Annotated in this window: 11 protein-coding genes; 4 read left to right on the top strand and 7 right to left on the bottom strand. The window is 63.8% G+C overall.

From position 1 onward, the window contains the following. The first annotated feature begins 43 nt into the window (after positions 1-43). From ampD to FLQ44_RS04555, 3 genes are all read left to right on the top strand, one after another. Positions 44-601: a 1,6-anhydro-N-acetylmuramyl-L-alanine amidase AmpD gene (ampD, locus tag FLQ44_RS25210; RefSeq protein WP_439144897.1), complete on the top strand. Its 558-nt coding sequence runs from the start codon at positions 44-46 to the stop codon at positions 599-601. A 79-nt stretch (positions 602-680) separates the two neighbouring features. After that, entirely contained in the window at positions 681-1,592 is a 912-nt protein-coding gene (locus FLQ44_RS04550; RefSeq protein WP_206208653.1) for a bestrophin family protein, read from the top strand. Between the two features lie 78 nt (positions 1,593-1,670). Next, positions 1,671-2,561, top strand: a complete 891-nt coding sequence (locus FLQ44_RS04555; RefSeq protein ID WP_147693266.1) for a DMT family transporter — start codon at positions 1,671-1,673, stop codon at positions 2,559-2,561. A 57-nt stretch (positions 2,562-2,618) separates the two neighbouring features. On the opposite strand, the gene kup is transcribed toward FLQ44_RS04555, so the two are convergent. Continuing rightward, on the bottom strand, positions 2,619-4,484 hold the full coding sequence (gene kup / locus FLQ44_RS04560; RefSeq protein WP_147693267.1) for a low affinity potassium transporter Kup: 1,866 nt from the start codon (positions 4,482-4,484) through the stop codon (positions 2,619-2,621). A 427-nt stretch (positions 4,485-4,911) separates the two neighbouring features. On the opposite strand from kup, the gene FLQ44_RS04565 reads away from it, so the two are divergent. Next, positions 4,912-5,568: a substrate-binding periplasmic protein gene (locus FLQ44_RS04565; RefSeq protein ID WP_170252790.1), complete on the top strand. Its 657-nt coding sequence runs from the start codon at positions 4,912-4,914 to the stop codon at positions 5,566-5,568. Here the strand turns inward: FLQ44_RS04565 and nagK are convergent. From nagK to FLQ44_RS04595, 6 genes are all read right to left on the bottom strand, one after another. Beyond that, entirely contained in the window at positions 5,555-6,484 is a 930-nt protein-coding gene (gene nagK, locus FLQ44_RS04570) for an N-acetylglucosamine kinase (protein ID WP_147693269.1), read from the bottom strand. The two genes, FLQ44_RS04565 and nagK, sit on opposite strands and share 14 nt — an antisense overlap. 227 nt (positions 6,485-6,711) lie before the next feature. Next, entirely contained in the window at positions 6,712-7,740 is a 1,029-nt protein-coding gene (locus tag FLQ44_RS04575) for a porin (protein ID WP_147693270.1), read from the bottom strand. Positions 7,741-7,843: 103 nt separating this feature from the next. Continuing rightward, complete coding sequence (locus FLQ44_RS04580) at positions 7,844-8,929, bottom strand: ABC transporter ATP-binding protein (protein ID WP_147693271.1); 1,086 nt, start codon at positions 8,927-8,929, stop codon at positions 7,844-7,846. A gap of 20 nt (positions 8,930-8,949) precedes the next feature. Further along, positions 8,950-10,434: a beta-N-acetylhexosaminidase gene (gene nagZ, locus FLQ44_RS04585; RefSeq protein ID WP_147693272.1), complete on the bottom strand. Its 1,485-nt coding sequence runs from the start codon at positions 10,432-10,434 to the stop codon at positions 8,950-8,952. Next, positions 10,431-11,297, bottom strand: a complete 867-nt coding sequence (locus tag FLQ44_RS04590; RefSeq protein WP_147693273.1) for a carbohydrate ABC transporter permease — start codon at positions 11,295-11,297, stop codon at positions 10,431-10,433. The genes nagZ and FLQ44_RS04590 overlap by 4 nt, the downstream gene beginning before the upstream one ends. 8 nt (positions 11,298-11,305) lie before the next feature. Next, positions 11,306-12,172, bottom strand: coding sequence for a carbohydrate ABC transporter permease (locus FLQ44_RS04595; RefSeq protein WP_147693274.1), 867 nt, complete (start codon positions 12,170-12,172; stop codon positions 11,306-11,308). Positions 12,173-12,251 lie beyond the last annotated feature (79 nt).

Here is a 12,251-nt window from a genome sequence, read left to right on the forward strand (position 1 = left end):
GCTGCTGCGCCTGTCGTGGGTGCGCGACGATAGCCCGCTGCCGCTGAGCCTGGGCCGCGATGGCTGGGTGGACCAGGCGCAGCAGATCGCCTCGCCCAACTGTGACGATTACCCCGAACCCGCCGCCACGCCGCTGCTGGTGGTGCACAACATCAGCCTGCCGCCTTACCGTTATGGCGGCAGTGGCGTGGCCGAGCTGTTTACCAATACGCTGGACCCGGCGGCGCACCCGTTTTACGCCGAGATCGCCCACCTGCGCGTGTCTTGCCATTTCTTTATCCGCCGGGACGGCAGCCTGCTGCAGTTTGTGCCGGTACACCGCCGCGCCTGGCACGCCGGGGCGTCGCAATGGCAGGGGCGCGAGCGCTGTAACGACTTTGCGCTGGGGGTAGAGCTGGAAGGCTGCGATGTCGAGCCGTTTGCCCACGCCCAGTACCGTATGCTCACCGCGCTGGCGCAGCTGCTGCAGGCGCGCTGCGGCGTGCAGGCCATTACCGGCCACGAGCACATTGCACCGGGCCGCAAAACCGACCCCGGCCCGTATTTTGACTGGGCGCGGCTATCTGCCGCCCTGGGCCGCGGCCTGCCCGACCCGGCCTGACAGCGCCCGCCCCGCATTGCCAGCCAGGGGCCGCCTTCTTATGATGGTGGCCTTGCCTACCCGCTGGTGTCTTGCTGTCATGATTGTTCTCCCCCGCTATAACTGGCTGCGCCTGCTGTTTGTCTGGCATGGCTCGGTATTGCCGCGCATCGTGTCGCGCCTGGCGATTGTGTTTGCCCTGTCGCTGCTGTCGGCGGTGCTGGACGGCTGGTGGCTAAGCCAGCATGCGGATTCGGCGCTGAACGTCAGCATCTTTACCCTGATGGGCGTGTCGCTGGCCATCTTTCTGGGCTTTCGCAACTCGGCCAGCTACGAGCGCTTCTGGGAAGCGCGCAAGCTGTGGGGCGGCCTGCTGATCGTGAGCCGTTCGCTCACCGGCAAGCTGCAGCCGGTGGCTGCGCCGCAGGGTCGGCCCATGCTGTACGCCGTGTGTGCGCTGACCTACGCGCTGAAAGGCCAGCTGCGCGACGACGATATCCACCCGCACCTGGTGCGCCTGCTGCCGGCCGACCTGGCCGAACAGCTGCGTAGCGGCCGCAATAGACCGGCGCGCATTCTGGGCTGGCTGCACGCACAGAACCACCAGCTGCTGCGCGACGGGCACCTTACCGAGCAGCAGTGGCTGTCGGTAGACCGCAACCTGGACACCCTGGGCGAGGTGATTGGCGGCTGCGAGCGCATACGCAGCACCCCGATACCGTTTACCTACCGCGTGCTGCTGAACCGCACCGTGACCGGCTACTGCCTGCTGCTGCCGCTGGGCCTGGTAACGACCATCGGCTGGCTCACGCCCATCATCGCCGTGTTCATTGCCTACACCTATCTGGCGCTCGACAGCCTGGGCGACGAGCTGGAAGAGCCGTTTGGCAAGGAGGGTAACGACCTGCCGCTGTCGGCGCTGTGCTATGGCATAGAGCAGTCGGTACGCGACATGCTGGGCGAGGCCATGCCGATCGCGCCACCGCCACGCCAGGGCATTTACCAGTTCTAAGCGCACCTGCGCAAGAATCGGGTTGCCGCCCCCGCGGCCAACCCGCATGCTGGGGGCTTATCCATACCGGGGCCCGTCATGGCACTGCCTTCCCTGCTTCGTCTGTTATTGCTGGCTGCCATCTGGGGCAGCAGCTTTCTGTTCATGCGCGTGCTGTCGCCGGTGCTGGGCGCGGTGCCGGTGGCCGCCGGGCGGGTGGCGTTTGCCAGCCTGGGCTTGTGGTTGCTGCTGCGCTGGTGGCGGCTAGCCGTCCCCGGCGGCGCGCGCTGGCGTGCGGCGCTGTGGCTGGGCGTGATCAGCTCGGCCGTACCTTTTCTGATGTATTCCCTGGCCGCCAGGGTGCTGCCCGCCGGCTATAGCGCCATGTTGAATGCCACCACGCCGCTGATGGCGGTGGTGGTAGGCGGGCTGGCGTTTGGCGAGCGCCTGGCACCGGCACGGCTGGCGGGGCTGATGCTGGGGCTGGCCGGGGTAGCGGTGCTGCTGCAAACCGGCCCGGTGGCACTGACGCCTGCCGTGTTGCTGGGCGGGGGCATGTGCCTGCTGGCCACCAGCTGTTACGCCTTGTCCGGCTACCTGACCCGGCGCTGGATCGGCGAGCAGGGCGGCATGGATAGCCGCCTGGTTGCACTGGGCAGCCAGCTGGGTGCGTCGGCTGCCTTATTGCCGCTACTGCTAGTGAGCCTGGCGTGGCAGCCCTTGCCGCTGGCCGCTCTGGACGCCGGCCACTGGCTGGCGTGGCTGGCACTGGGCCTGCTGTGTACCGCCGCGGCGTATGTGCTGTACTTCCGGCTGATCGCCGACGAGGGGCCGCTGAAGGCGATGAGCGTGACCTTTGTCATCCCGGTGTTCGGTGTGTTGTGGGGCGTGCTGTTCTTGCACGAGGCGCTGACGAGCGCGCATCTGGCCGGTGGCGTGCTGATTGCGCTGGCGCTGTGGCTGGTGGTGCGCCAGCCGGTAGCAAAATGAAAAAAGGTTGGCCACGGCCAACCTTTTTTGTCTCGATACCGCCGCAGCGGGGCGGGGTTACAGCTCGACCTGGGCGCCCATTTCCACCACGCGGTTGGACGGAATCTGGAAGAAGTCGGTGGCGCGCAGCGCGTTGCGGCTCATCCACACAAACAGCTTTTCACGCCACGGCGACAGGCCTTCGCGGTCGGTCTGGATCAGCGTTTCGCGCGACAGGAAGAACGAGGTGTCCATCAGCTCGAACTGCATGCCCTGCGCCTCGCACAGGTCCAGCACTTCTTGCACGCTAGGCGTTTCCTTGAAGCCGTAGTAAGCCATGACACGCCAGAAGCTATTGGACAGCTGCTCGATCTCGATGCGCTTTTCCGCCTCGATATACGGCACTTCCTCGCTGCGGATGGTCATCAGCACGATGCGCTCGTGCAGCACCTTGTTGTGCTTCAGGTTGTGCAGCAGCGCGTGTGGTACGCCGTGGGTGGAGTTGGTCAGGAACACGGCGGTGCCCTGCACGCGGTCTGGCGAGTAGGCTTCCATGTTCTCGATGAAACCGTCCAGCGGGATGGCCATTTCGTTCAGGCGGCTCATCAGCAGCTTGCGGCCCTGGCGCCAGGTGCTCATCAGGATAAAGGCGATCACGCCGATCAGCAGCGGCAGCCAGCCACCGGCAAAGATCTTCACCACGTTGGCCGCAAACAGCGGGATATCCACGCACAGCAGCGCTACCAGCAGCGGTGCCACCACCCATACCGGCCATTTCCACTGTTTCAGTGCCACGGTGCAGGCCAGGATGGAGGTAATCACCATGGTGCCGGTGACGGCAATACCGTAGGCACCGGCCAGCGCGCTGGAGGTCTGGAACATGATCACCACGGCAATCACCGCAAACAGCAGGCCCCAGTTCACCAGCGGAATGTAAATCTGGCCGATTTCCTTATCCGAGGTATGGGTGATTTCCATGCGCGGCAAATAGCCCAGCTGCACGGCCTGGCGGGTCAGCGAGAACACGCCGGAAATCACGGCTTGCGACGCAATCACCGTGGCGGCGGTAGACAGGATCACCATAGGCAGCAGCGCCCAGTCTGGTGCCAGATGGAAGAAAGGGTTGGCGCGCGCGGCCGGGTCGGCCAGGATTTCGGCGCCCTGGCCAAAGTAGTTCAGCATCAGCGCGGGCAGCACATAAAAGAACCACGCCAGGCGGATGGGTTTGGGGCCGAAATGGCCCATGTCGGCGTACAGCGCCTCGGCACCGGTGAGCGCCAGCACCACCGAGCCCAGCGCCAGAAAGCCTACGGCCTGGTGTTCCAGCATGAAGTTCAAGCCCCAGGCCGGGTTCAGCGCGGCCAGCACCGCCGGGTTGCCCATGATGCCATGCACACCCAGTGCCGCCAGCGCGGCAAACCACAGCATCATTACCGGGCCAAACAGCTTGCCCACGCTGGCGGTGCCGTGTTTCTGGATGACAAACAGCCCCACCAGCACCGCAATGGCAATGGGCAGGACATAGGGTTTGAAGCTAGGGGTAATCACCTCCAGGCCTTCCAGTGCCGACAGCACCGATACCGCCGGGGTAATCACCACTTCGCCGTAGAAAAAGCCGCCACCCATCAGGCCCAGGGCGGCCAGCAGCCAGCCTTTGCTGCCGATGGCACGGCGTGCCAGTGCCATCAGGGTCAGAATGCCGCCTTCGCCACGGTTATCCGCCCGCAGGACAAAAGCCAGGTATTTCAGCGACACCACCAGAATCAGCCCCCAGACAATCAGGGACAAAATACCCAGTACGTTCGCCTCGTTTGGCGCCAGGCCCAGGTGCGGGCTGAAGCATTCTTTCAGTGTGTAGAGCGGGCTGGTACCGATGTCGCCATAGACCACGCCCAGGGCGGCCAGGGTAATGCCCGCCAGTGCTTGTTTGTTATGCGCTTGCATGATGCTTTGTATTGTTGTTTGAGGGTTTTGCGCAGCCATTTTGCTGCATTGCAAAAGTAAGGCACAGGTGAGCGCGCAGATTACTCTGCTGGCTGCCAAAAGACCATGCGGCCAACTCGGCTTGTTGCGCTTTATGCGTTTCGTGTAGGTGCTTTGCCACAATCGCTCGCTGGTGTGGTGTTTCTGCCGTGCCGTGTACTGCGGGCATGGCATTTATCACGATAAATTCAGAATTTCGATAATTTAACTTGCATATTAGACGGCGTTTTTTTAGCGTCACCTTAATGAATTGCCAAAGGGCTGCCGTGCACTGGCCAGATTGACACAAACCCGGTGCGCTAGCGAGCAGTGAGATCAATCACCAGTGAAGAGGCGGGGTATGCGTAGAGGGCTGCTATGGTTAACGGGCTGCTGCTGGGCGGGCTGGGTGCAGGCCGCCCAACCGCTGCACTTGCTGACGCAAGAGCAAGCCCCCTACGCCATGCAGCTGGCGGGCGGCAGCCAGGCCGGGCTGGCGCTGGACACCGTACGCTGTGCATTTGGCCGCCTGAGCCTGCCGGCAGAGATACGTTTTGCCGCCTGGGCGCGGGCGCAGCGCCGTGTGGAAAACGGCGAGGGCGACGGTTACTTTCCCGCGTCGCGCAATGCCGAGCGCGACGGGCTATCGCAATGGTTTGGCCCGGTTGCGCCGCAGCAGTGGCGCTGGTATCTGCGCCGCGATAGCCGCCTGGACCCGCTGGCGCCAGGGTTTCGCGAGTACGCGCGCGTGGGGGCGTATGCCGGCTCGAATATGCTGCACTGGCTGCAGGAACAACATTATCAAGTCACCGTGTCGCCGCCCGAGCACGACCAGATGCTGGATGTGCTGCTGGCCGGCCGTGCCGATGCGGTACTGGCGGCCAACCTGGCCATGGACAAGCTGCTGGCGCAGCGCGGGGCGGCAGGCAAGGTGCGCTCGGTGCTGGCGCAGGACAAACCATTGGGCTTGTATCTGTCACACCGCTTTATGGCACAACAGCCGGCGGCGTTTGCCGCCAAGCTGCAGCGGGCACTCGCCCGTTGCCAGCCTGCTACACCGCGTTAGTCGCCGCCTGCCTACCCAAGGGCAGGAACGCTGCGCCGCGTACGCCGCCGGCGTCGCCGTGGCGGGCTTTTTCGATGCGCGGCACGCGGGCAAATTTCAGCATATAGCGCGGCAGGCGCTTGGGCAGCTCGCGGTATAGCTCGTCAAAGTTGGATAGCCCGCCGCCCAGCACCACCAGCGCCGGGTCCAGTATGGCCAGGTAGCCGGCAAAGCAGCAGGCGGTCAGCTCGAAGAACTGCTCCACAAACACCACCGTCGCCGGGTGGCCCTCACGGTAGCGCTGGATGATGTCCTGTGCGGCCAACCTTTCGCTGAAACGGTGAAAAAACAGCTGCTCGAAGCCGCGGCCGGACAGGTAGTTGTCTATGCAGCCACGTTGGCCGCAGCCGCAGGAAAACACCGGCAAGTCGCCACCAAAAGCCTGTAGCGCATCGATAGGCAGGCGCATGTGGCCCAGCTCGCCGGCCACGTGGTTCAGGCCGTTGTGGATCTGGCCGCGAAAAATCATGCCGGCACCCACGCCGGTACCCAGGATCACGCCCAGCACCGAGGCCAGATGCTGGTTGGCCGCATCCATGGCTTCGGACAGTGCAAAGCAGTTGGCGTCGTTATCGATATACACCGGGCGGCCCAGGCGTTCTTGCAGGTCTTCCTGCAGGCGGCGGCCATTGGCCGCGGGTACGTTGGCCGTCAGCAGGCTGCCGCTGATGCTGTCGATAATGCCGGGGATCCCCAGCCCCACGCTGCCCTGGCAGCCAAGCTCACTGTCGGCCTGCCGCACGGTATGGCACAGCTCGTCCAGCAGGGTGGCGTAATCTTTGGGGGTAGCAAAGCGGTGCTGGCGTACGCGGCTGAGCGTGCCGTCGAAGGCGCCGAACGCGATTTTGGTACCACCGATGTCAAATCCGTAAAGCATGGTGAAGTCAGTCTTGGCTAGGAGGCCTGGCGTGCCTGCGGTTGGTGTCCGGGGTGCCGGGCAAAGTAATGGCGAAGCAAAAAAGTGCCGTTGCCGGTATATCTGCGCAAGGCGCTACAGGCAACGGCCAAGCTCTGCATGACCTCTCCAGAGGTTGGCAAGGCAGGATTCTACCTTACCCGCCCTGAAAACCGGGCTTGCGCCCGGGTACTACCAATCGGTCTGGTTTAGAAACCGATCCACACACCAGTCAGGAACTGGTTGGTGTCTTTTGCGCCGCTGGCTTTCGGGGCCACCTTGGTCAGGCGGGCGTACCACTCGGCGCCACCGCCGATATCACGGCCGTACTGCACGGCAACGCGGCTGTAGTCGTCTGCCACGCCGGTGTTGTTCTGGTTCATGTAAGCCGCCTTGATATAGCCGGCCTTGCCCATGGTGTAGGTCAGGCCCAGCGAGGTTTCGCTGCCTTTGTTGGTTTGCTTGCCGGCTTTTTCCTGTTTGTAGGACTGCACCATGGCGCGCAGGGTCAGGTCGTCGCTGACGCCTACCGAGGCAGCCAGGTATTGCTGGCTGTTTTCGGTGTCGTTGGTCACGGTAGTGGTTTCAGTAACGACGCCGGTACCCAGATCCGCCTTGGATTCCTTGGTTTTGGTGGCAGGTTTGCCGCCCAGTACACCGGCGTACAGCGTGGCTTTACCCAGGGCCAGGGTACCGGCCAGGTCGTATACGCTGTCTTTGTTGTGTTTCTCGTTGCCCCAGCCGTGCTGTGCGCTAAAGCTGAAGTTGCCCAGCGCGGGCGACTGGTAGCTCAGGGTGTTCGGCAGGTACACCTTGCTGGTGACTTTGCCGGCACCGCCTTCGGCGACAGGCCAGAAGCCGACTTGGCCAAATGGCCAGTCCAGGGTGAGGTAGCTGTTGATGAAGGCGCGGCCGGCCTTCACGGTACCAAAGTCGCCAGACAGGGTGACATACGCTTCGCGGCTGCCGATACCCACTTTGTTCTCTACGGTTTCACCGGTGGCGATCTTTTGCGAGATACGCGCGCCCAGTTTGTTGCCGCCGGCGATTTCCTTGCTGGCGTCAATATTCAGCAGCAGGGCACGGTCCAGCTCGCTGCTGGTGGTTTTGCCGTTGTCGGTCACGATGTAGTTGGCTTCGGCCGAGCCGCTGAGTTTGAAAATATCGGTCCAGCCATCGGCAAAAGCCGGGGTAGCGGTGAGCGAGGCGATGATCAGTGCCAGGGTTTTGCGTTGCATGTGAAATTCTCCGTTTGCTGTGTTGGTGCTGCCTGCTCAATGCCTATGTCATTCAAGGTGGGCGTGACATGGCATTCTTTTGTTGAGCGTGATTTTTCGCCCGTTAAAACGTGTGTTCTGTGCGGCGTATGGCCTGGCCGTCCGGGCCAAACAAATGACACTGCGCGGTATCAATGGCCAGCCAGGCGCGGCTGCCGCTAGCCGGGGCCGTGCTGTCACTGCCCAGCTTCACGGCCAGTGGTTCGCTTTGGCCGGCGGCACGGGCGTACACGATCTGCACATCGCCCAGGTGCTCTACCAGCTCTACCGTCACCGGTACGCCGTGCTCGGCAAAGCGCAGGTGCTCGGCGCGAATGCCCAGCGTCAGCTCGCCTTCGGCGCGGGCGCCCGGCAGGGTGAGCAGCTCGCCGCCTGGCAGCCGGATGCTGGTGCTGTGGCCAAAAATGCTGGCGCTTACCGGCAGGAAGTTCATCTTGGGGCTGCCCAGAAAGCCCGCCACAAACAGGTTGGCCGGGTGCTGGTACAGCGCCAGCGGCGTGCCGACCTGCTCGATGCGGCCAGCGTTGAACACGGCGATGCGGTCGCCCATGGTCATGGCTTCTACCTGGTCGTGCGTCACGTAGATCATGGTGCTGCCCAGGTCCTGGTGCAGGCGGGTCAGCTCGATGCGCATCTGTACGCGCAGCGCGGCGTCCAGGTTGGAGAGCGGTTCGTCAAACAGGAATACATCGGGTTTGCGCACAATGGCGCGGCCAATGGCTACGCGCTGGCGCTGGCCGCCGGATAGCGCCTTGGGTTTGCGCTCCAGCAGGTGGCCGATTTGCAGGATGTCGGACGCGCGGGTGACGGCCTCGTTGATTTCCTGCTTGCTTTTGCCGGCCAGCTTCAGGCCGAAAGCCATGTTTTCGCGCACGGTCATGTGCGGGTACAGCGCGTAGCTCTGGAACACCATGGCCACGCCGCGTTTGGCTGGCGGCACGTCGTTGGCCAGCGTGTCGCCTATCCACACTTCGCCCGCGCTGATGTCTTCCAGGCCGGCAATCATGCGCATCATGGTGGACTTGCCACAGCCGGACGGGCCGACAAACACCATGAATTCGCCATCGCGGATATCCAGATCCACGCCGTGAATCACGGTGGGGCCTTCGTCGTAGGTTTTCTTGATTTGCTTCAGTTTCAGTTCAGCCATGTTCTTTTCCTTGGTGCGGCTCAGGCCAGGCGGGCCGGCATGCGGCCGGTGGCGTCCAGCGTGCCCAGCAGCCAGTCGGCTACCGCGTGCAGGGCAGCGTCGGCAAAACCGTAGGTCAGCAGGGCGGGGGCGTTCAGGTCGGCGGCGGCGTAGGGGTTCCACAGCGCCAGGTGCAGGTCGGGCTGCCAGCTGGCGGCCTCGCGCGCGCCGTAGCGTTCGCGGGTAGTCGATGCCAGTACGGTGTAGCGGCCATCCTGCGGCAGCGTGGCCCAGTCCAGCGCCTGGCGGCTGGCAAAGGTCACCACGTCCAGGTCGAAGTGCTGGCGCAGCACGCCAATCAGCGTGTCGGCCGACAGCCCGGCCTCGGAGACACCGTCGGACGGTGCCTGCTGCTGCAGGACCAGGCGCAGCTGGCGCGATGTTGGCCGCAGCGGCTGGCCGTGGGCGGTGAGCGCGCGGCGCCAGGCGCTGGCAAACAGCGCCACGTCGGCGGCTTCTTGTGCCGGGCTGTAGCTGCGGGTGCGGCTGGGGTGGCGTGCTACCAGGGCGTTAACGCGCTGCTCGGCCTCGGCCAGGCGCGCCGTGCCCAGGCTGCCGTCGTGTACGGCGTCTACTACTGCCTGGCGGCTGGCGGCCATTTCATCGACAAACTGCAGCACCAGCGACAGGTCGGCGCCAGCGCGCAGCGCCTGCGCGGTACCGGCGGCCTGGCCCCAGCGTTCGCGGATGGCTTTCATGTTCATGCCGTCGGTAATGGCCACGCCCTGGTAGCCCCATTGCTGGCGCAGCAGGGTGCCCAGGATGGCGGGCGACAGCGTGGCGGGCCAGGCGTCGTCCAGCTGCGGAAACAGGATGTGCGCGCTCATCAGCGAGGCGCTGTGCGGCAGCAGGGCGCGGAACGGCGCCAGCTCGTAGTCGTCCAGCGCGGCGCGGCTTTTGTCTACCACCGGCAGGTCCAGGTGCGAGTCGGTGTGGGTGTCGCCGTGGCCGGGGAAGTGCTTCACGCAGCAGGCAATGTTTTCCTGCTGGTGGCCGCGCATCCACGCTGCGGCCAACCTCACCGCGCTTTCCGGGTGCTCGCCAAAGCTGCGCTCGCCAATCACCGGGTTTTGCGGGTTGTTGTTCAGGTCCAGCACCGGGCCGTAGTTCAGGTTGATGCCCAGCGAGGCCAGGCCACGCGCCAGCGCCGCGCCCACGTCGTGCGCCAGCGCCTCGTCGCCCACTGCGCCCAGCGCCATGGCCGACGGTGCTTGCGGCAGGAACAGCGTGCGCATCACGGCGCCGCCTTCCTGATCAATGCCGATCAGCACGTCGTCGCCGCAGGCTTCGCGCAGCTGCTGTACCAGCGCACGGGTTTGGGCGGCATCCTGCACATTGCGGCGGAACAGGCAGATGGCGCGGATATGGTTATCGCGCAGAAAGGTTTTTTCGGTGTCGCTCAGCGTGGTGCCGGCCACATCTACCATCAGGGCACGGCCGGCCAGGCGGTTCAGGTCTTGGCTCATTTCACTGCTCCGTCAAAGCCGCGCAGGAAGTAGCGCTGGGTAAACAGAAACACCATCAGGATGGGCAGCACGGTCAGCACCGCACCGGCGGCCACCACGCGAATCTTGAAACTGAAGGCACCAGACAGGTACAGCACGCCCACCGACAGCGGGAATTTGTCCGGGCTGGCCATCACGATGGACGGCCAGATGTACTGGTTCCACGCCGCCACCAGGGTCAGGATGGTGAGGGCGGCCAGCGCCGGGCGCGCCAGCGGCAGCATGATGTGCCAGAAGATTTGCCACTCGGTGGCGCCGTCTACGCGGGCGGCGTCTACCAGGTCGTTTGGCACTGCCTCAAAGGCTTGCTTCATCAGGAAAATGCCCACCGCGCCCGCCAGGCCCGGCAGCACCACGCCGGTATAGGTGTCACCCATGCCCAGCTTGGACACGGTGATGAAGTTCACCAGGAAGTTCACCTCCGACGGCAGGATCATGGTGGCCAGAATGGCGCCAAACACGATATTGCGGCCGGGGAACTGCATGCGCGCCAGCGGGTAGGCCGCCATGCTGCACACAACCAGCGTACCGGCCACGGTGAGTACCGAAATGATGATGGAGTTCTTGTAGAACGCGATCACATCAATGGTCTGGAACACCTCCACAAAGTTGTCCAGGCCCGGGTTTTCCGGCCACATGCGCGGTGGGTAGGTAAACACATCGCCGCTGGTAGACAGTGCCGTCACCAGCGTCCACCAGAACGGGTACACGGTAATCACCGCCAGCAGGGTCAGCACCAGGTAGTGCAGCGTGCGGTTGGCCAGCTTGTTCATATTGATTTTCTTTGCCGTGGCAGCCCGCGGCATGGGCAGGGTTTTTTCCATGGCTTGCCTCATTTCTTGCGCGGTTGCAGGTAGCGGAAGTTCAGCCAGGCCAGCGCCACGCAGAACACCGACATCACCAGGCTGGCAGCCAGTGCCCGGCCAAAGTTCAGCGACTTGATACCGAACTCGTAGGCGTAGAACAGTGCCGTATAGGTAGACTGCATCGGGCCACCCTTGGTCATGATCTGCACCTCCTCAAAGCACTTCACTGCGGCCAACATGGACATCACCGAGCACAGCAGGATGGTGGGCATCAGCAGCGGCACGGTAATTTTCCAGAAGCGCTGCCAGGCATTGGCACCGTCCAGCACCGCCGCTTCGTACACGTCTTGCGGCACGCTCTGCAGGCCGGCCAGGTACAGCACCATGTACCAGCCCAGGCCGCGCCAGATGGTGACAAACATCACCGAAAACAGCGCAATGCGGTCGTCGCTGAGCCAGCCTATGGGCTCGTTGATCACGTGCAGCCAGCGCAGCACCGCATTCAGCGCGCCGTCGTCGGTGTACATGAAGTTCCAGATCACCCCGATGACCGACACCGTGGTGACCACCGGCAGGTAGTACGCCGCGCGGTAAAACTTGATACCCGGCAGCTGGTTGTTCACCAGCACCGCCAGCAAAAGGGCTAGCACCTGGATGGCAGGCACCACCAGCAGGTACAGCGCCGAGTTTTTCAGCGCGCTGATAAACAGTTCGTCGGCGAACAGCTCGCGAAAGTTATCCAGACCCACCCACACCGGGGCGTCGATCAGGTTGTATTGCGTAAACGCCAGGTAAGAGCCAAAGCCCACCGGCCAAAACGAAAACGCCATTAACAGCAGCAGTGCCGGGCCAAGAAACAGCCAGGCCTGCAGCGTATTTTTTCTGGAAGTCATACTCACCGCACTTTGCAAACGTGATCCATAGCCCCCTTGGCCGCAGGCAAAGCCCGGCCAACCCTGCCTGCGCCGGGGC

Origin of the sequence: Vogesella mureinivorans (assembly GCF_007644035.1) — a bacterium.
Taxonomy (GTDB): Bacteria; Pseudomonadota; Gammaproteobacteria; order Burkholderiales; family Chromobacteriaceae; genus Vogesella; species Vogesella mureinivorans.

Coding starts and splice junctions, on each gene's coding strand:
- FLQ44_RS04555 (WP_147693266.1), top strand. CDS start 1,671: ATGGCACTGCCTTCCCTGCTTCGTCTGTTATTGCTGGCTGCCATCTGG.
- nagZ (WP_147693272.1), bottom strand. CDS start 10,434: ATGAGCCAAGACCTGAACCGCCTGGCCGGCCGTGCCCTGATGGTAGAT.
- nagK (WP_147693269.1), bottom strand. CDS start 6,484: ATGCTTTACGGATTTGACATCGGTGGTACCAAAATCGCGTTCGGCGCC.
- FLQ44_RS04580 (WP_147693271.1), bottom strand. CDS start 8,929: ATGGCTGAACTGAAACTGAAGCAAATCAAGAAAACCTACGACGAAGGC.
- FLQ44_RS04590 (WP_147693273.1), bottom strand. CDS start 11,297: ATGGAAAAAACCCTGCCCATGCCGCGGGCTGCCACGGCAAAGAAAATC.
- FLQ44_RS04575 (WP_147693270.1), bottom strand. CDS start 7,740: ATGCAACGCAAAACCCTGGCACTGATCATCGCCTCGCTCACCGCTACC.
- FLQ44_RS04595 (WP_147693274.1), bottom strand. CDS start 12,172: ATGACTTCCAGAAAAAATACGCTGCAGGCCTGGCTGTTTCTTGGCCCG.
- FLQ44_RS04550 (WP_206208653.1), top strand. CDS start 681: ATGATTGTTCTCCCCCGCTATAACTGGCTGCGCCTGCTGTTTGTCTGG.
- kup (WP_147693267.1), bottom strand. CDS start 4,484: ATGCAAGCGCATAACAAACAAGCACTGGCGGGCATTACCCTGGCCGCC.